Genomic DNA, 19,118 nt, shown 5'->3' with positions numbered 1-19,118 from the left:
CTCGGAGACACACCATGCCCGACGCCCTGCCCATCGCCGACCTGGCTGACCGCGTTCGCGCTGGTGACCGCCGCGCGCTGGCACAGGCCATCACGTTGGTGGAAAGCACACGCGCCGACCACCGCGACCAGGCAGAGGCGCTGCTAGCGACATTGCTGCCCTTTAGCGGCCAGGGCGTGCGGGTGGGAATAACCGGGGTGCCGGGGGTTGGCAAGTCGACCTTTATCGAGGCGTTCGGCCTGCATGTCATCGCGTGTGGGCACAAGGTTGCGGTTCTGGCTATCGATCCAACAAGTCAGCGCACGGGCGGATCCATCCTGGGCGATAAGACCCGCATGGAGTTGCTGTCCCGTGAAACCCGCGCTTTCATCCGCCCCTCCCCCGCCGGCAGCACACTTGGCGGTGTGGCCCGTCGGACGCGCGAGGCCATGTTGCTGGTGGAAGCCGCAGGCTTTGATGTGGTGATCGTGGAAACAGTGGGCGTAGGCCAGTCAGAAACCGCGGTCGCCGACATGGTGGATCTTTTTTTACTGCTGCTTCCACCGGCGGGCGGCGATGAATTGCAAGGGATCAAGAAAGGTATTGTCGAACTGGCCGACATGATTGTGGTGAACAAGGCCGACGGCGATCTGACCAATGCCGCCCGGCACGCAGAGGCAGAATATCGCCATGCCCTTGCGCTTCTGCGCCCAGCCAACCGTAACTGGCCGGTGCCGGTTCTGTCTTGCTCGGCTCTGAACAAGGTTGGCATTGACGGTATCTGGGATCGAATCAACGAGTATCGGCGTCTTCTGGGGCACGATGGCTCGATTGACCGTCGCCGCGCCGATCAGGCCCGGGCCTGGATGTGGAACGAAATCCGGGAAAATCTGATTGCCGCTTTCCAGGGGGATCACGCTGTTCGTACTGAACTGTCGGCCCTGGAGCAGGCGACGGCCGCCGGTACGGTTACGCCGGGGGCAGCGGCCCGCCGGTTGCTGGGTCTGTTCCGTGGGGCAGATCGCTGATCTCGATTCTAATCGCTACCCGGTCGGCAATAAAAAGGCTGGCCAGACCGGGTTGCATGCCGAAATCACTGCGCCTGATGCTGGTGGTGGCCGTTGCCCGCCGGTGATCCAGGCTGACCTCAAGAACGACAGGCCGTGTTATCCCCCGCAATGTCAGATTGCCCGATACACGGCCGGAATGCGGCCCCGTCCGGACCGTCTCATGGCCGATGAAACGCATCGTGGGATATTCGTCGGAAGCAAAAAAATCAGCCCCCTGCAGGTCGCGGTCACGGGCCGGACTACCTGTATCAACACTGCTGGTAGCAATGGCGACATCAATTCCGCCGACCTCATCCGTCTGAGGATCGAAAGTAAAGCTGCCAGAAACATCGCTGAATCGGCCTGTGGCCTTTGCCACCAGCAGATAGCGGATGGAAAAGCTGACTTGGGTATTGGCAGCCGTCACGACCTGTGTCTGCGGTGACGCCAGAACAGGGCTGGATAGTGCCAGGGTAGCAACAAGGAGCATCCATCGGATCAAGGGTGTTTCCTACCCAATTGGGTCCTGTGGACCACGACACCCATAATCTGACATCGCCGCGGGTCGCTGGGAATAGCGGGCCAAGCCAACCATTCCTGCCGGACGCGCGGCGACCGGCCAGCGTTGACCTGGTGCCCATGGATCAGCGCGCTGGACGCTTGCCGTCAGCCTGCCCGCACCTTGGCGACAAACTGAGCCACCTGTTGGTTAAGGGCATGGCTTTCGTCGACCAGATCATTGGCAGCACTGAGTACATCCCCGGCCATATAGCCCGTTTCAGCAGCAGCACGAGTCACTTCACCGATGGTGGCGCTGACATTCTGCGTACCGGTCGCTGCTTGAGCCACAGAACTGGCAATTTCTCGCGTGGCTGCCCCCTGTTCCTCCACGGCGGTGGCGATGGTGGATACAATCCCACTGATCTTATCAATCGTCCCGCCGACACCACGAATAGCATCAGCGGCATTGCCGGCAGCGGACTGCATGGCGGCGATCTGGCTGCCAATTTCCTCCGTTGCTTTGGCCGTCTGGGTAGCCAATGCCTTGACCTCTGACGCCACCACCGCGAAGCCCTTGCCCGCATCGCCGGCGCGTGCCGCCTCAATTGTTGCATTCAGGGCCAGAAGATTGGTCTGGCTGGCAATGTCACCGATCAACCGCACGATCTCCCCAATGCGTTGCGCAGCATCCACCAACCCGGTAACCGTACTGTTCGACCGTTCGGCCTCTGCCACCGCATCGTGAGCAATCGCAGCGCTTTCTGCGACGCGGCGCGAGATTTCGTTAATGGATGCGGTCAGTTGCTCGGCTGCGGCCGCAACCGTGTTCACATTCTCGGCCGCCTGTTCAGCGGCACTGGCCACCGCTTCGGACTGCCGGTTGGTTTCATCAGCCACACTGTTAAGGCCCTGGGCGGTACCACGCATGCGGTCGGCGGCGCCACCGACGGCGCTGACCACGGCGTTCATGCTGTTTTCGAAATCATCGGCCAGTTGGGTCATGGCCTGACGCTTCTGTGCTTCCACCCGTTCTTCCATGGCGGCCTGTTCGTTGCGCATGGTTTCCGCCTCGCGCATGCCTTTCTGGAACACGGCGAGCGCACGGGCCGTGGCGCCGATCTCATCCCGACGGTCGCCACCCGACACTTTCACCGTCAGGTCGCCATCGGCCAGCTTAGTCATCATAGTGACGATGCGGCGCAGGGGGCGGGAAATGCCAACCATGCCAAGCGCGATGCCCAGGGCCAGCACAATGGCCGTACCCGACAGACCCACGATCAGCGTGACGGCCAGCGCACGGTCAAACCGGCTCTGAGCGGCTTGCTTGCCGCCAGCCAGCTTGGCCTCTACATCACCAGTCGTCACAGCCAGCTTGTCGAGGACGTCGGTCAGTTTGATATCAAACCGGTCAACCAGAATGGCAGCGGCCTGCGCACCCTTGCCTTCCAGCGCCAATTGCCGGGCCTGTTCAACAATCTCCAACATGCGCCGCGTATCCTCCCGGATCGCGTCGATATCTGCCTTACGTTCGGGCAGGATCTTCTCCACACGGTCCAGATGGCCCGCCAGTTCATCCCGCTTCAGGGCGATTTCGTCCTGCATGCTGTCCAGGATGAAGCTGTCCGTCTCCGCGACCATGGTATAGCCCAGGCGACCGAGGTCGGTGGCGGTCTCCCGCGCGTTCAAGATGGCCTTGGCATTTTCCGACCGGTCCAGCATAGCGCGATATTCATTGCCCACCGCCTCCATCTGGAACAGGGCGTAGAGCGACGTGCCGATGGTCAGCACGCCCATCAGCAGCAATGGCAGAACCAGCTTCCACACGATGGGAAGATTTTTAAGCGCACGCATGTTCCCTCCCGATACTTTTTTCGGCTTGCCCACCCTGAACTGGCTTCGGGCGCCATTTTGTTTTCTTTCACTGTAGCGGTGTTTCGACAGTCAAGCCAAGGGGTCAACACCTGCCAGATAGCGATTTTGCCCTGTTTTCCAAGGGACGCGACAAAGGTGTGACGGCATTTTGTTGTTATAGACTTTGGCGCGATGCAATGTGTATTTGAATGGAATTTTGTATATGGGTATTATTTATTGCACTCAGGGAAGTGTATCGTGATTGTTTTCATGGTGAAAACATGGCATCAATAAGAAATGCGCTTCAGCGTTATAATGGAATCACAAAGTTCCAAACCGGAAAGATGGGTTTCAACCCACCTTACGTAAACGTCATGTAAACATGTCGTCTGCGTAAGCCGCAGCGTTTGACATGCAGGTCGCTCATAATAGCCATGAAAAAAGGGGCATCACCTGCGTGATGCCCCTTTGCTGCTGTTGCCGGCTGCGTGGATCAACCGCGCAAGGATGCGCCCGTCGCTTTGGCGACAGCGGCCACCACCTTGGCGGCTACATCCTCGATCTCCTTGTCGGTGAGGGTTTTGTCGACCGGCTGGAGCTTGACCGACAGGGCCACCGACTTGAAGCCGGGCTCCACACCCTTGCCTTCATAGATGTCGAAGATGCTGACATCGCTAATCAGGGCCTTGTCGGCCCCCTTGGCGGCCTTCACCAGCCTGTCACTGTCGGTGCTGTTGGCCACCAGGAAGGCGAAGTCCCGGTCCACCGGCTGGAACGGCGACAGGACCAGCAGGGGCTTGGCCGTGCCGCCCTTCTTCTTGGGGGCGGGAACGGCGTCTAGGAACAACTCAAACGCCACCACAGGACCGGACACGTCCAGCGCCTCCAACAGGGCAGGATGCAACTCGCCAAAGCGGCCCAACACCGTGGGGCCCAAGCGGAAGCTCCCCGAACGGCCAGGGTGATACCAGCCCGGCGCATCACGGGTGACCTGAAGATTGGCGACGGGCGCACCGGCCGCCTCCAGGATGGCCAAGGCATCGCCCTTGACATCGAAAGCATCGACAGGGCGTTCGCCCTTCGACCAGTTACGCAGCACGGCAGCACCGGCGCGCACGCCGGCCACCACCAGATCCTGACCCGTTTCAGACCCGTCGCGGAAGGCCGGGCCAACCTCGAACAGACCGACATCCTTGAAGCCCTTGGCAGCGTTGCGGCCGGCGGCTGGCACCAGGGTGCCCAGAATCGACGGGCGCATCACGGCCAGATCGGCGCTGATCGGGTTCAGCAGGCGCAGTTCATCCTTGTCGCCATCGAACAGCGCCGCAACCTTGGGGTCGACAAAGGACCAGGTCACCGATTCCAGCAGGCCGCGTTCCGCCGCCGCCCGGCGGGCATTGAAACGGCGGCGTTGATCGTTGGACAGTGCCGGGGCGGGTGTGCCCACCTCCCGCGGCAGCGGTGTGGCCGGAATCTTGTCGAATCCGTTGACGCGCAACACCTCTTCCACCAGGTCGGCCTCGCCCTCCACATCGCGGCGCCAGGACGGGACATCCGCCACCAGCACGCCGTCGTCGCGGCGGGTAACGGTGAAGCCCAGGACGGACAGGATCCGGACCTGTTCATCCACCGGCACGTCGACGCCGCCCAATGCGGCCACCCGCGCCGGGCGCAGGGTCAGGGTGCGCTGCCAGGCGGGTTCAGCGCCCGTCAGGCTGACGGCGCCGGCGGATCCGCCGCACAGCTCCAGGATCAAGGCGGTGGCCAGTTCGACCTTCTCCAGGATGTTGGCCGGGTCCACACCGCGTTCAAAGCGATAGCGGGCGTCGCTGTCCAGTTGCAGGGCGCGGCCCGCCTCGGCGACGCGCACCGGCTCAAACGTTGCCACTTCCAGCACGACATCGGTGGTGTCGGCGGTGACGCCCGTGGTCTCCCCGCCCATGACGCCGGCCATGGAGATCATCTTGGCATCGTCATAGATGCCGATCAGGCCGGCGGGCACGGCATATTCCTTACCGTTGAGCGCCAGCAGCGTGTCTCCCTCCGCCGTCGGCTTCAGGGTGATGCCGCCTGACAGCTTTGCTGCGTCAAAAACATGCAGCGGGCGGCACAGGTCCAGGCTGAAATAATTGGTGATATCGACCAACGCACTGATCGGGCGAAGGCCCACGGCCAGCAACCGGTCGGCCAGCCATTTCGGGCTGGGGCCGTTCTTGACGCCCCGAATCAGGCGGAAGGCGATTTGCGGGCAGCCGGGATGGTCCAGATTGACCTTCAACGGGTTGTCAAAGGCGGGCGTCACGCGCATGGGGGCCAGCGGCTTCAGCGTGCCCAGACCGGATGCTGCAAGGTCGCGGGCGACCCCGCGCACCCCGGCGCAATCGACGCGGTCGGGCGTCAGCGCGATCTCGATCACCGGGTCGGACAGGCCGCGCCAATCGGCGAAGGAGCCGCCCACGGGGGCATCCTCCGGCAGCTCGATAATGCCATTATGTTCGTCGGACAGCAGCAGTTCGCGCTCCGAACACATCATGCCCCGGCTTTCCACGCCACGGATGGTGCCGATGGAGAGCGTGTCGCCCGACACGGGGATGACAGTGCCGGGGGCGGCGAAGACCACCTTGATGCCGGCCCGCGCATTGGGCGCGCCGCAGACCACCTGCACCGGCTCACCTGCACCGGTATCGACCATGCACAGGCGCAGCTTGTCGGCGTTCGGGTGCTTTTCCGCTGATACGACATGGGCGATGCGGAAGGCCGACAAGGCGGCGCCCCGATCCTCGACCCCCTCGACCTCCAGACCCAGGGCCGTCAGCGCATCGGTGATCTGGTCCAGCGTGGCATCGGTGTCGAGATGCGTCTTCAGCCAGGAAAGGGTGAACTTCATTTCAACGTCCTCGGAATTCTTCGTGGCTGATCAGCGGGAAAGGCCCTGCGCCAGGTTCGGCTGGTCCAGCGGCACGAAGCCGTAATGGCGCAGCCAGCGCAGGTCGGCATCGAAGAAGGAGCGCAGGTCGGGGATGCCGTATTTCAGCATGGCCACGCGCTCGATCCCCATACCAAAGGCAAAGCCCTGGTACTTGGTGCTGTCGATGCCGCAATTCTCCAACACCTTGGGATGCACCATGCCGGAGCCCATGATTTCCAGCCAGTCGCCATGATTGCCCAGCTTCAGTTCCCCGCCCTTGCGCGAGCAGCCGATATCCACCTCTGCCGAGGGTTCGGTGAAGGGGAAGAAACTGGGGCGGAAGCGGATGGGCAGGTCGTCGATCTGGAAGAAGGCGCGGCAAAATTCCAGGATGCAGCCCTTCAGATGGCCCATATGGATATCCTCGCCGATCACCAGACCTTCGATCTGATGGAAGACGGGTGTGTGCGTCTGATCATAGTCCGACCGATAGGTGCGGCCCGGCGCAATGATGCGGATGGGCGGCTTGTTCTTCAGCAAGGTGCGGATCTGCACAGGGCTGGTATGGGTGCGCAGGACACGGGCCGCCCCTTCCGGCGAGGGCGGCAGATAGAAGGTGTCGTGCATCTGCCGGGCCGGATGTTCCGGCGGGATGTTCAACGCCGTGAAATTGTTGAAGTCCGTCTCGATATCCGGCCCTTCGGCGACGGTGAAGCCCATGGCGGCGAAAATCGCCACCATCTCATCCACGGTCTGGCTGATCGGGTGGATGCGGCCCTGGGTTTCGGGCCGGGGGGCCAGGGTGACGTCAATGCGTTCCGACGCCAGGCGGCGCTCCAACTCGATACTCTTCAACTCCGCCCGACGGCCCTCAATCGCGGCCTCCACGGCGGTCTTCACCGCGTTCAGCGTGGCACCACGGGCCTTGCGCTCGTCCGGTGACAGGTTGCGCATATCGCCCATCAGGGCCGTGATGCTGCCCTTCTTGCCCATGACGGCAACCCGCACCTCTTCCAGGGCGGCGCTATCGGTGGCAGAGGCGATGGTGGCCAGCGTTTCGGCCTTGAGCGTATCGAGCGTGTCCATGATGGATCCGGGTCAGGAAAGGGTGGGGGCGGAAGCGCCCGGTTGGAAGTCGGTCAAGGGGGTGACAAGCGAGGCCCAGGGCGGAGGCATATCCAGATTGCGGATCTTGGCCACCAGTCGCTTGTCCGCTGTCACAAATCGGGCACCTTGCTGGCGGGCCAGCGCCACATAAACCAGATCATAGGCCGGGTGTCGCAGATTCCCGGCCATGGCTAGGGCCTCTGATACCAAATCCCGACTGGGAAAGGAGACGGGGTTCAGGGACAAGACGATCTGTAAGGCCCGTGATGCCTCTGATGCTGTCATCTCCCCGCGTATGACGCGCATGGTCAGGAGGTTGGCGATCTCGGCAAAGGCAAGATCGGGAACCATCACCTCATGATCCAGTAGGGCCCGCGCCTCAGCCGACATCGGCTCTGGCAGGACCCATTTCGCAATCACGCTGGCGTCAACGACAAGCCTCATCGTTCGTCCCGCATCTGGCGCAGGAGGTCCTCTGACGGGGTCATGATGCGACCCGCAAGGCTTTGGCGGAATATGTCCATGCGGGCCAGCAATGCTGTCCGATCCGTCTGGCCGGGCTGCACCATTTCGGTCAGAACAGCCGCCACCTCTTCCTCGATCGTGCGGCCCGACCGCAAGGCGCGGTCTTCCAGTCCCTTGATCAAGGCTTCATCGTCGATGCGGATGGTCAGCGAACCCATGGTGTCCTCCGGTTCCGGTGCGGCCCCGATGATAGCACAGATGGCGGGCACAATATTGGCCGCACAAGCAAAAGGGGGAGCGGGCCCGCCGGGCCTGCTCCCCCTTTCAACTTGCAACCGTTCTGAAATCCGATAGTCGGAAATCAGGCGGCCTTGAGAGCAGCCTGGGCCTGATCGCACAGGCTCTTAAAGCTCTCCGGCTCGCGGGCGGCGATGTCGGACAGAACCTTACGGTCCAGCTCGATACCGGCGCGCTTCAGGCCGTGGATCAGGGTGCTGTACTTCAGCCCGTGCAGGCGTGCACCGGCGTTGATACGCTGAATCCACAGGCCGCGGAAATCGCGCTTCTTGTTGCGACGGTCGCGATAGGCGTAACGAAGCGCCTTTTCGACCTTTTCAATCGCAACGCGATAGCACTTGGAACCGCGACCACGATAGCCCTTGGCGAGCTTCAGGATCTTCTTGTGACGGGCGTGAGTGGTGACGCCCCGCTTAACGCGTGCCATAGGTCAGTCCTCTCACTTAACCCGCAGGAAATTCTCGGCGATCTTCTCGCCGTCGGCCTTGAACATAACGAACGTACCACGCGCGTTACGCTTCATCTTCAGGGGGCGCTTGCTCATGCCGTGGCGCTTGCCAGCGGCCTGGGCCTTCACCTTGCCCGAAGCGGTGAACTTAAACCGCTTCTTGGCGCCCGAATGGTTCTTCAACTTGGGCATTTTCGGTCCTTCTTCACATGTGGACGGTGGGCATGCCCCGGGCTTCTCGCCCGGCCGCACCGTCCGATGGAGCGGGTGCTTATAGAGGAGGTGGCCCTTCTTGGCAAGAAGCCTAGGTAAGCAGACTCCACATGGGCACCCGGCGAGTCTGGAAGTGCCAATATGCCCAACCTATTTGCCTCCCCCGCGAAAGCGGGGGTCCAGGGGTCATGCGCATTAAACTGTCGGGCCTGTCGCCCCCGGGTCCCCGCTTTCGCGGGGAAAGCAATGAAAAGATCACGCCGAAGGATTTAGCTCCCCTCAATCCTCAAACGGATCCTTCATCAGGATCGTGTCGTCGCGTTCGGGGCTGGTGGACAGCAGCGTCACCGGGGCCTCGATCAGTTCCTCGATCCGACGCACATATTTGATGGCAGCGGCGGGCAACTGGGCCCAGGAACGCGCGCCCTGGGTGCTTTCGCTCCAGCCCTCGAACGTCTCATAGATCGGTTCCACCTGAGCCTGGGCCGTCTGGCCGGCGGGCAGGTGCTGGATCACCTCGCCATTCAGCTTATAGCCTGTGCAGACCTTGAGCGTCTCGAACCCGTCCAGCACGTCCAGCTTGGTCAGTGCGATACCGGTGATGCCGCCGGTCTTGATGGCCTGACGCACCATGACGGCATCAAACCAGCCGCAGCGGCGCTTGCGGCCCGTGACAGTGCCAAACTCATGACCACGCTGGCCGATCCTGTCTCCGATCTCGTCATGCAGTTCGGTAGGGAACGGACCGGAGCCGACGCGCGTGGTATAGGCCTTGGTGATACCCAGTACGTGGCCGACAGCACCCGGCCCCATGCCCGACCCGGCGGCGGCATTGCCGGCCACCGTGTTGGAGGAGGTAACGAACGGGTAGGTACCGTGATCCACGTCCAGCATGGCCCCCTGCGCCCCTTCGAACAGGATGCGCTTGCCCTGGCGGCGCGCCTCATCCAGACGCTTCCAGACCACAGCGCTATAGGGCAGCAGCTTGGGCGCCACCTCGCGCAACTGGGCCAGAACCTCGTCCTTGGCTAACTCCTCGGCGCCCAGGCCGCGCAGCAAAGCATTGTGGTGGAACAGAAGCTGTTCGACCTTGTGCTCCAGCACCGCCTCATCGGCCAGATCACAGACGCGGATGGCGCGGCGGGCCACCTTGTCCTCGTACGCCGGGCCGATGCCACGGCCCGTGGTGCCGATCTTGTTGACGCCGCGCGCTTCCTCACGCGCCTTATCCACCGCGCTGTGCAGCGGCAGGATCAGGGCGCAGTTTTCCGCCACCAGCAGGGTCTCGGGTGTGATTTCGACACCCTTTTCCTGAATGGCCGCGATTTCCTTCAGCAAGGCCCAGGGGTCGACCACGACGCCATTGCCGATCACCGACAGCTTGCCAGGGCGGACCACGCCGCTGGGCAGCAGGGAAAGCTTATAGACCACGCCGTTGATCACCAGCGTATGGCCAGCATTGTGACCGCCCTGGAAGCGGACCACGACATCGGCCCGGCTGGACAGCCAGTCGACGATCTTGCCCTTGCCTTCGTCGCCCCACTGGGACCCGACGACCGCCACATTGGCCATGATATTCCTCGCTTGCGTGAGACGTCCGGGTCCGTGGCCCGGCTGGGCCCGCACCCTAGGTTGGTTTCGGTCAAATGGTCAGACGGGCGCCGGCCCGTCCGCCGTCAACAAATGTGAGCAGGAGAGACGCTTGGCCTCCGCCGCCAGATCACTGGCCACCGCCATGGCGGCAACTGTATGCCAGCCCTGGGCGCGCAGCGCCTGGGCATCAGCGTAATCGGTACCCAGTGGCAGCAATACTCGCTTGACCGGCGACGGGCCGGGCAGGGCACGCAGGACCGTGTCGGTATAGAGCGTGAAGCCCGTGGCGGGTTCGCCCACCGGATCGGCCCCGCCGGTGCGATACCGGCCACCCCGACCCAGTTCACCCCGTACGCCGCGCGCGAAAATCGTGAAGCTGACGCCCGTCTGATATTCAAACCCGCGCATTTCAACGGGGTCGATGGTGACAGACAGGCCCGGTGCCGCAGCCGCGATGAGGCGCACGACGTCGGCCAGTTCCTGGCGTGCAGCCTTGGCCACGTCGGGCATATCCACGGCGGACAGCCGTTCCACCGCCGCCGGCGCCGGGCCACTAGCACCCAGGATGGACAAGAACAGTGACGCGTGCGGACCGGCAGCCTCAGCCAGGGCGGCGGCGTCGCGGTGGTCCAGTGCGGCGCGCAGGCGGGCATAATCATCGTCGGACAGGGACAGGGCGCGCGCCACGGCCGGCACCAAGGTGGGCACCGTCAGGTCGATGGAAATGCCCTTGGCCCCTACCGACGACAGAGCCGAAGCGGCCAGCAGGATAATCTCAGCATCCGCGTCGGCCCGGTCGGGGCCAATCAGCTCCACACCGACCTGTCCGAACTGCCGTTCCTGGCGCAGGCTGCTGCCTTTCACGCGCAGGACTTGCCCCGCATAGGATAGGCGCAGCGGGCGCGGCGCCTTGCGCAGGCGGGTCGTGGCGATGCGGGCGACCTGCGGTGTCATGTCGGACCGCACGCCCATCATCCGCTGCGACACCGGGTCCATGATGCGAAAGGTCTGGTTGGCCAGACTGGCCGCGGAACCGGACAGCAGCCCCTCCTCGAACTCCACCAGTGGCGGTTTCACCCGCTCATAGCCGTGGCGATGGAATTCCTTCAGCAGACGACCAACAACCTGCGCTTCATGCTCCGCATCCGGGGGAAGCAGGTCACGCAGTCCGGTGGGCAGCAGCGCCTTGGCCGCCAGGGCCTTCGGGGGCGTATCGGTCATGTCTGGGCTTACCGATGGTGAGTGCCGTCAAGCGAAGGGAGGAACCCCAACACCGGTAACCGGTCTTAGCCCAGGGACCGGTTTCACGCAAATGCAAACACCCCGCATGGGCAGGCGGGCAGCCTTGCGCGCGGCGGGATCAGCCCTGGGCTGCCAGCACGAGCTGCAACGGCAGTGCATAGGTAGCCAGTACAGTGAGAAATTCCAAAGCAACGAACCCAGCCGCCACGGCGCCGGAACAGCCCAGCGCCGACCGGACGGCGAACCACCCATAATACAGATTCCACATGAAGAACCCTAAGCCGATGCCATTGGCCACAGGCTCCGACGCGTTCAAGCTCACAGCCAGGACGACCAGAGCCACCGTGCTGCTCACAATACTGCACCAGGCATAGGTCGAGACGAAGATCGCGAACCGGTCATCGCGGCCCGTCGTTTCCAGGATTCGGGAGACCACCAGCAGGTAACCCGTCATCTGCATGGCGGACACCGCCACTCCCAACGGCAGATAGGGAATTGGCGCGATCCCTTCTGGCAAGGTCGCCAGATCAGCGATCGCACCGATCAGCAGCAGAGGCACCAGCAGGACCAAACTGCGCCAAGCCGCCAAGGGTGAAGGATCAATCAGCGTGATGCCACGCTTATCCAAGGCGGCCAACCGCAATGCACCAGTCAGCGCGCTCATGATACCGCCTTGGCAAAGAAATCGGTCAGAACGCGGTCGTAGATAGCGGCAAGCAAGCGGATATCCTCCACGTCCACATGTTCATCCACCTTATGCATGGTCTGTCCGACCAGCCCAAATTCCACCACCGGGCAGAAATTTTTGATGAAACGGGCATCAGATGTGCCGCCGGAGGTTGACAGTTCCGGCTCCCGCCCGGTGACGGCTGCCACCGCGCCCGAGACTGTGGCGACCAGGGCACCCGGTGGGGTCAGGAATGCCTCCCCGGACACAGCCATCTTGATATCCCAGGCCCCACCAACCTCCTCCAGCACGTCGCGGATGTGCGCTTCCAGGCTCTTGGGCGTGTGCAGGTCATTGAACCGGATATTGAATTTGGCTGTCCCTTTGGCAGGGATGACATTACTGGCCGGGTTGCCGACATCAATCGTGGTGACGGCCAACGTACTGGGTTGGAAATGCGGTGTCCCTTCGTCCAGCGGGCTGTCGGCCAGCATAGACAGGGCCCGCGTCAGGCGCGGCAGCGGATTATCGGCCAGATGCGGATACGCAACATGGCCCTGGGCCCCATAGGCAATCAGGGTCGCGGTTACCGACCCGCGCCGTCCGATCTTCATCATGTCGCCCAGAGCATGGGGGTTGGTCGGTTCGCCGACCAGACAGGCGTCGATCACCTCTCCGTTCGCCTGCATCCAGTCCAGCACCTTACGCGTGCCATTGATGCTTGGCCCCTCCTCATCCCCGGTAATCAGCAGGGAGATGGAGCCGTTGGGCGCACCGTTCCGGTCTAAAAACGATTTAACTGCCGCTGCAAAGGCAGCGATTGCACCTTTCATATCGGACGTACCGCGGCCGTAAAGTTTACCATTGATAATTTCGGCACCGAAAGGATCAACGGTCCACGCCGCCGCATCGCCGACCGGAACGACATCCGTATGGCCAGCGAAACAGAAATTGGGGCTACCGGTTCCTAACCGCGCATAAAGATTATCTATGGGATCGGTGCCCGCTTCCCCGAAGACCAGACGGTGACAGGTAAAGCCCATTGCCTCTAGCACCCGCTGCAAAACCCCCAAGGCACCAGCATCGGCGGGGGTGACGCTGGGGCAGCGGATCAGGTCCTGAGTGAGGGAAACGGGATCAATCGTCATGGCGTGGAAGCTCTGTACGGAAAGGGTGCAGGCTTTTTACCCGCAGTTGCGTGCCACCGCCATCCTGCTGATTGACGCGGCCCCGCTTCGTTTCAAGGGATAGCCAATAGGCTGACGAAAACGCTTGTCCTAAAAATGCCTATTTATTGATCATTGGTAAAGACAAGGCTTGAATCGGGCCGCGACTCCGGCGGCACCCACAGCTTTATCCACAGATTCTGGGGATTGCATACCGCATGATCGAGCTTGTCTTGACCAGCGGGGCGCAATACCCATTTATGATGTATTACGCGGTCTCCACCGGTGCCTGTAAGGGCCGGCGGTACCGACGGGGAGAGCAGACCCCGGACTCGCTCAATCATGAGGGGACCAGACGTGACGACCCGCCTGTCGCTGTTCAACAGCCCGTTCCTGCTGGGCTTCGACCAGTTCGAACGTACACTTGACCGTATCGCCAAGAACGCCAACGAAGGCTACCCACCTTACAATATCGAACAAACTGGTCCTGATGGGCTGCGCATCACCCTGGCTGTCGCTGGATTCACCTCCGAGGATCTTGCGGTCCAGATGGAGGACAATCAACTGGTGATCCGGGGCAAACAAGCCGACGATAAGAACCGCATCTATTTGCATCGCGGCATCGCCGCCCGGCAATTCCAGCGCAGTTTTGTCCTGGCCGAAGGTATTGAGGTCGTGGGATGCAATCTGGACAATGGCCTGTTGCATGTGGATTTGCGCCGGCCAATCCCAGAACCCAAGGTCCGAACCATCAAGATCGGTACTGGCGAGAATGGCAGCGGCGAGAGCCCGCGCACCATTGATGTCTCACCCGACCGTCGTGCCTGACACCGGGATTCTGCCTTTTGCCCTGCCCTTGGGGCTTCGTATGTCACAAGTTGTAAACCATATTTCAACTCTTGACCGTCTAAATGGGGTGACGCCAACCCTTTTGTTTCCTGTCGGATGCGTGCAGGAAAAAGACGTGGAGTTCCGGGGGACATGAATCCGACCATTCAGTATCTGCGCCGGTTGAGCCCCAAGGATTTCGCTGCTTTCGGCGTCAATGATCTGGCTTATGTGAAGCCCACCCAGACGGAGGGTAAGCCAGCCTATGCGATCCATGCCGCAGACGGTACGATGCTCACGGTGGTCGAACGTCAGGATGTGGCCTTTGCGACGGTGCGACAGCACGATATGGAGCCGTTGAGCCTGCAATGAAAGCAGGCCCATGGCCTCACTATTTCATCCGCTCGATTGTGTTGGTGGTGCTGTGTCCAGCAGCCAGATCTGCCAGGACCACGCGTCCACCCCAGCCCATAACCTCTTTGGCACCCACCACATCGTCGATTTTATAATCGGCCCCCTTCACCAGGATATCGGGGCGCAGCGCCTTGATCAGCGTCAATGGCGTATCGTCGGCAAAGGTAACGACCAGATCAACATCGCCTAACGCCGACAGAACCGTAGCACGCGATGTCACATTCTGCACCGGCCGGGCCGGGCCCTTCAGGCGTCGTACGCTGTCATCGCTGTTAAGACCTAAGACCAGACGGTCACATTGTGCGCGGGCCTGGGCGATCAGGCTGACATGGCCTGGATGTAGCAGGTCAAAACAGCCATTGGTGAAACCTACCCGCAGCCCCTGCCGACGCCAACGCTCCACTTGTTCAACCGCCTGGTCCAGCGTGACGCTCTTTGACCCAGGCCCGGCGACAATGGCGTGCCCCAAAGCGTCGCGCAATTCATTGGGGCGGACGGTGGCCGTGCCCACCTTGGCCACAACGACACCGGCCGCAACATTAGCCAGGGTTGCCGCTTCCACAAGGTCAGCACCAGCAGTCAAGGCAGCGGCCAGCACGGCAACCACCGTGTCGCCGGCCCCCGACACATCGAATACTTCCCTGGCCCTGGCGTAAAGATGCGTGGCCGCACCATCGGCCGGGACCACACTCATGCCCTGTTCGCTGCGGGTAGCCACGACCGCTGCGATACCATGGCAATTGGCCAGGGTGCGCGCCGTCGCCACCAGACTGGCCGTGTCGGCGGGCATGATGCCCGTGGCGTCCGCCAGTTCTCGCATGTTGGGGGTAACACAATAGGCGCCGCGATAACGGGCATAATCCCGCCCCTTGGGATCGACCAGCACCCGCACTCCCGCCGCCCGCGCCAGTTCAATCAGGGCTGCTGATACTTCACTGGTCAGGACACCCTTATTGTAATCGGAAAGGACCAGCATGCTGACATCGGGCATCTTTGTTGCCGCCAGCGCCAACAACTGTGTGGCATCCGCATCCGACAGCGGTATGTCGGTTTCCGCATCCGCGCGGAGCAACTGCTGCCCCCCAGCCACAAACCTTGTTTTGGTTGTGGTGGGACGGTTGGTGCTCGTCAATAAACTGTTACGCTGTCCGTTCAATGTCAGCATCAGCCGGGACAGTTCCTGGCCCGCGGCATCATCACCTACGACGCTGATCAGGTCAGCTTCCACGCCCAGGGCGACCATATTGGCCACGACATTGCCCGCCCCGCCCGGCATGGCGGTTTCCCGCTGCACCCGCAGCACCGGGATCGGCGCTTCTGGTGATATCCGATCCACCCGGCCATGGATGAACCGGTCCAGCATGACATCCCCCACCACAAGGATGCGGGTACCGGCAATGGCGTCGATCAGGCTGTTCAGGTCGGTGGTCATGGCCCGGGCGTTAACGGAGACGGAAGGCGACAAGGATAGCCACCCCCTGCCATAACCGCCAGCCTCTCCATTGATGCGCAGCGCATGCCACTCAAAGACAGAGCGGTCAGGCCTTGGGAGCGTGTTTATTCAAGATACGCTGCAAGGTGCGGCGGTGCATTTTCAGCCGACGGGCCGTCTCCGACACATTGCGGTCGCATTGTTCAAACACCCGCTGAATATGTTCCCAGCGGACACGATCGGCGGACATTGGGCTTTCCGGCGGCGGCGGCAGGGGACCATCGGTCAGCAGCGCCGCTTCCACCGCGTCGGCGTCGGCCGGTTTGGGCAGATAGTCAACGGCACCGAACTTCACAGCCGCGACCGCCGTAGCGATATTGCCATATCCGGTCAACATGACGACGCGGGCATCAGGCCGTGCATCGCGCAGCGCCTTTACCACATCAAGACCAGAGCCATCACCCAGGCGCAGGTCGACAACGGCAAAGCGTGGAGCGCTTTCATGGGCCACCTCGACACCCAGATTGACGCTGTCCACAGCCACCACATCAAAGCCACGCCGTTCCATGGCACGGGCCAGGCGGATACGGAAGGGCGCATCATCATCCACAATCAGCAGCGAGCGTGAGGCATCGCCCGTGAAGGTCAGTTTCGGCTGTTCGCCAGCATCAAGCGCCGCGTCCGTCATGGTTACGGGGTCCCTTCCTGCGTATGGGCGTTCTTCTTAGGCCTGTGAAACTTTCTACACGGTGAATGTAGGATGTTTCCAGCGAATGACCACCACCGCGCCACCAGCCCTGCCATTCATATAGCGAACGGATGCACCAGACCGCTCCAGCAAAGTCTGCGCGATGAACAGGCCCAGACCCATATTGCCCGCCGCCTCCCGTGCAGCGGGGTTGCGACCACTGACATAGGGTTCGCCCAGACGGGCAACCAATGTCGCCGGATAACCCGGCCCGTCATCCTGCACCCGCAGAGTCAACCCCGGTGCGGTCCAATCCGCCGTCACCGTCACCCGTTCATGGGCAAACTGCATAGCGTTTTGAAGTATATTGGCAAGGCCATGCACCATTTCGGGTACTGACTGTACCTGTGGCGCCCCCTCTTCCGGTTCCGCGACCGTTTCGATCAACAGGTCGATACCGTGACGCAGATAGGGGGCCGCCGTCGTCTCGATCAGGGCGGCCAGCGGCACAATCGGTTCCGCGCCGCCCCGGTCGCCGGGCCGACGGGACAGTTCGGCCAAAATGTCGCGGCAGCGCGCGACCTGACTTTGCAGCAGGGCCACATCCTCGGCAATCGGGCTATCAAGCGGGATATCGCGGGCCAGTTCCTTGGCCACCACCGCGATGGTCCCCAGCGGGCTGCCCAATTCATGCGCCGCCGCCGCCGCCAGCGCGCCCACGGCAGAGGCACGCTGCGCCCGCGCCAGGGCATCCTGGCTGGCATTCAACGCCCCGGACAGGCGACGGGCGCCATCTGCCACCTGATAGAGATAGGCCGCAATAAATCCAGCCGAGAGGGTCAGTGCCACCCAGACGCCAAACCGGTACAATGGCGGCAGGGCCGCCGCTTCCGCCCCCGGCCAGGGTAACGGGGTCGCCACCAGCGCCAGACCCGTGAAGCAGCAGACTGCCAGGGACGTCAGCACAATGACCGCCATCCGGCCCAGCGCGCTGGCTGCAACGGTCAGAGGCGCCAGCATCAGCACCGCAAACGGATTATCAAGGCCGCCCGTCAGATAGAGAAGGGCTGTCAGTTGCACCATGTCATACGCGAGGTAAAGCGCGGCCTCCCGGTCATCCAGAAACGGGTGTGTGGCCAGCCGGCGGGCGGCATAAAGATTGACCAGCACCGACACGCCAACTCCGGCCAAAGCCTGCGCCAACGCCAGTTCAAATTCAAACAAGGCCATGACCGTGGTCAGGGTCGCAAACTGCCCGGCCACCGCAATCCAGCGAATGGTGATCAGGGTGCGGGCACTGACCCTTCCTTCTGCCGATACCAGGGCCGGGCCGGACCGGGTTGCAGAAACGGAACCTGTGGTGTTGGTGATTGCCTCACTCATCCCTATATCCCATCATCATCCGCAATCGCCCGTGGGGAGCCTATGACAAGTAGTTCCCCAAGCAAGGAAAGACCGCAAGCCGCTCCAATGCCCCTAGACGCTAGCAAGCTGCTCCCCCCCGCCATTCTTGTCGAGACGCTGACCAAACGGTTCGACGCGCATACAGCGCTGGACGCGATCAGCTTCACGGTGCCGGCGGGACAGACGGTAGCGCTGCTGGGCGGCAACGGGGCCGGCAAGACCACCACCATTTCCATCCTGCTGGGGCTGCTGTTGCCCACCGCTGGGACGGTAAAGGTATTGGGTTATGACATGCTGACAGAGCGCTATCGTGTGCTGCCACGCATGAATTTCTCCAGCCCTTATGTCGATTTACCCCATCGGCTGACAGTGCGGGAGAATCTGACGGTTTATGGTCACCTTTACGGGCTCACCCATCTGAACCACCGTATCGGACGGCTTGCCGAGGAACTGGATCTGACCGGGATCCTCACGCGCCCGTCGGGAAACCTGTCGGCGGGCCAAAAGACACGCGTAGCCTTGGCCAAAGCACTGCTGAACGAACCGGAACTGCTGCTTCTGGACGAGCCGACCGCCAGCCTTGATCCCGATACCGCCGACTGGGTGCGGGGGTTCTTGGAAAATTACCGGGCCCGCACTGGCGCCACAATCCTGCTGGCCAGCCACAATATGGCGGAGGTAGAGCGGATGTGCGACGGGGTGCTGATGATGAAAGGCGGCCGCATCGTGGACCGGGGAACCCCGGCCGACCTCCTGTCCCGCTATGGCCGGGACAATCTGGAGGAGGTTTTCCTGGATATCGCGCGCGACAGACACCAAACAGAAATCGTGGGATGAACCGAACGGTTCACCCCACAATGGGCCCT

Annotated in this window: 19 protein-coding genes; 4 read left to right on the top strand and 15 right to left on the bottom strand. The window is 62.3% G+C overall.

Annotated elements, in window-relative coordinates:
- Positions 1-14: 14 nt before the first annotated feature.
- Positions 15-1,007 (top strand): methylmalonyl Co-A mutase-associated GTPase MeaB, encoded by a 993-nt coding sequence (gene meaB / locus CHU95_RS08870; protein ID WP_094455793.1) that lies wholly within the window; start codon positions 15-17, stop codon positions 1,005-1,007.
- On the opposite strand, the gene CHU95_RS08865 is transcribed toward meaB, so the two are convergent.
- The 12 genes from CHU95_RS08865 to dapE all read right to left on the bottom strand — a co-directional run bounded on the left by CHU95_RS08865 (position 949) and on the right by dapE (position 13,468).
- Entirely contained in the window at positions 949-1,518 is a 570-nt protein-coding gene (locus CHU95_RS08865; protein ID WP_094455791.1) for a YceI family protein, read from the bottom strand. The two genes, meaB and CHU95_RS08865, sit on opposite strands and share 59 nt — an antisense overlap.
- A 176-nt stretch (positions 1,519-1,694) precedes the next feature.
- The gene (locus CHU95_RS08860) at positions 1,695-3,380 is read right to left on the bottom strand and encodes a methyl-accepting chemotaxis protein (protein ID WP_094455789.1); all 1,686 of its coding nucleotides are present in this window, start codon (positions 3,378-3,380) and stop codon (positions 1,695-1,697) included.
- 493 nt (positions 3,381-3,873) lie between these two features.
- The gene (gene pheT, locus CHU95_RS08855; protein WP_094455787.1) at positions 3,874-6,267 is read right to left on the bottom strand and encodes a phenylalanine--tRNA ligase subunit beta; all 2,394 of its coding nucleotides are present in this window, start codon (positions 6,265-6,267) and stop codon (positions 3,874-3,876) included.
- A 30-nt stretch (positions 6,268-6,297) separates the two neighbouring features.
- Positions 6,298-7,374: a phenylalanine--tRNA ligase subunit alpha gene (gene pheS, locus CHU95_RS08850; RefSeq protein ID WP_094455785.1), complete on the bottom strand. Its 1,077-nt coding sequence runs from the start codon at positions 7,372-7,374 to the stop codon at positions 6,298-6,300.
- Positions 7,375-7,386: 12 nt separating this feature from the next.
- Positions 7,387-7,839 carry a type II toxin-antitoxin system VapC family toxin gene (locus CHU95_RS08845; RefSeq protein WP_094455783.1) on the bottom strand — a complete coding sequence of 151 codons (453 nt, stop codon included), beginning with the start codon at positions 7,837-7,839 and terminating at the stop codon, positions 7,387-7,389.
- Positions 7,836-8,078 carry a hypothetical protein gene (locus tag CHU95_RS08840; protein WP_094455781.1) on the bottom strand — a complete coding sequence of 81 codons (243 nt, stop codon included), beginning with the start codon at positions 8,076-8,078 and terminating at the stop codon, positions 7,836-7,838. The genes CHU95_RS08845 and CHU95_RS08840 overlap by 4 nt, the downstream gene beginning before the upstream one ends.
- A gap of 143 nt (positions 8,079-8,221) precedes the next feature.
- Positions 8,222-8,584 carry a 50S ribosomal protein L20 gene (gene rplT / locus CHU95_RS08835; protein WP_094455779.1) on the bottom strand — a complete coding sequence of 121 codons (363 nt, stop codon included), beginning with the start codon at positions 8,582-8,584 and terminating at the stop codon, positions 8,222-8,224.
- A 12-nt stretch (positions 8,585-8,596) separates the two neighbouring features.
- The gene (gene rpmI / locus CHU95_RS08830; protein ID WP_029012316.1) at positions 8,597-8,797 is read right to left on the bottom strand and encodes a 50S ribosomal protein L35; all 201 of its coding nucleotides are present in this window, start codon (positions 8,795-8,797) and stop codon (positions 8,597-8,599) included.
- Between the two features lie 300 nt (positions 8,798-9,097).
- On the bottom strand, positions 9,098-10,390 hold the full coding sequence (locus CHU95_RS08825) for an adenylosuccinate synthase (RefSeq protein WP_094455777.1): 1,293 nt from the start codon (positions 10,388-10,390) through the stop codon (positions 9,098-9,100).
- Between the two features lie 78 nt (positions 10,391-10,468).
- Positions 10,469-11,632: an ATP phosphoribosyltransferase regulatory subunit gene (locus tag CHU95_RS08820; RefSeq protein ID WP_094455775.1), complete on the bottom strand. Its 1,164-nt coding sequence runs from the start codon at positions 11,630-11,632 to the stop codon at positions 10,469-10,471.
- Positions 11,633-11,771: 139 nt separating this feature from the next.
- Entirely contained in the window at positions 11,772-12,317 is a 546-nt protein-coding gene (locus tag CHU95_RS08815; RefSeq protein ID WP_094455773.1) for a hypothetical protein, read from the bottom strand.
- Positions 12,314-13,468 carry a succinyl-diaminopimelate desuccinylase gene (gene dapE / locus CHU95_RS08810; protein ID WP_094455771.1) on the bottom strand — a complete coding sequence of 385 codons (1,155 nt, stop codon included), beginning with the start codon at positions 13,466-13,468 and terminating at the stop codon, positions 12,314-12,316. Before dapE ends, CHU95_RS08815 begins: the two co-directional genes overlap by 4 nt.
- A 360-nt stretch (positions 13,469-13,828) precedes the next feature.
- On the opposite strand from dapE, the gene CHU95_RS08805 reads away from it, so the two are divergent.
- Both CHU95_RS08805 and CHU95_RS08800 read left to right on the top strand, forming a co-directional pair.
- Entirely contained in the window at positions 13,829-14,314 is a 486-nt protein-coding gene (locus CHU95_RS08805; protein ID WP_245838068.1) for an Hsp20 family protein, read from the top strand.
- Positions 14,315-14,467: 153 nt separating this feature from the next.
- Positions 14,468-14,686 (top strand): DUF1150 family protein, encoded by a 219-nt coding sequence (locus CHU95_RS08800; protein ID WP_094455767.1) that lies wholly within the window; start codon positions 14,468-14,470, stop codon positions 14,684-14,686.
- A gap of 19 nt (positions 14,687-14,705) precedes the next feature.
- On the opposite strand, the gene rfaE1 is transcribed toward CHU95_RS08800, so the two are convergent.
- From rfaE1 to CHU95_RS08785, 3 genes are all read right to left on the bottom strand, one after another.
- The gene (gene rfaE1, locus CHU95_RS08795) at positions 14,706-16,160 is read right to left on the bottom strand and encodes a D-glycero-beta-D-manno-heptose-7-phosphate kinase (RefSeq protein WP_094455765.1); all 1,455 of its coding nucleotides are present in this window, start codon (positions 16,158-16,160) and stop codon (positions 14,706-14,708) included.
- A gap of 106 nt (positions 16,161-16,266) precedes the next feature.
- Positions 16,267-16,848: an ActR/PrrA/RegA family redox response regulator transcription factor gene (locus CHU95_RS08790; protein ID WP_245838067.1), complete on the bottom strand. Its 582-nt coding sequence runs from the start codon at positions 16,846-16,848 to the stop codon at positions 16,267-16,269.
- Between the two features lie 54 nt (positions 16,849-16,902).
- The gene (locus CHU95_RS08785) at positions 16,903-18,231 is read right to left on the bottom strand and encodes an ActS/PrrB/RegB family redox-sensitive histidine kinase (protein ID WP_094455763.1); all 1,329 of its coding nucleotides are present in this window, start codon (positions 18,229-18,231) and stop codon (positions 16,903-16,905) included.
- Positions 18,232-18,318: 87 nt separating this feature from the next.
- Here CHU95_RS08785 and CHU95_RS08780 point away from each other — a divergent pair, with 87 nt between their 5' ends.
- A complete protein-coding gene (locus CHU95_RS08780) occupies positions 18,319-19,089 on the top strand; it encodes an ABC transporter ATP-binding protein (protein WP_094455761.1) in 771 nt (256 codons plus the stop codon).
- Positions 19,090-19,118 lie beyond the last annotated feature (29 nt).

This window comes from Niveispirillum lacus (assembly GCF_002251795.1).
GTDB lineage: Bacteria > Pseudomonadota > Alphaproteobacteria > Azospirillales > Azospirillaceae > Niveispirillum > Niveispirillum lacus.
This window is presented reverse-complemented; position numbering and strand designations above follow the sequence as displayed.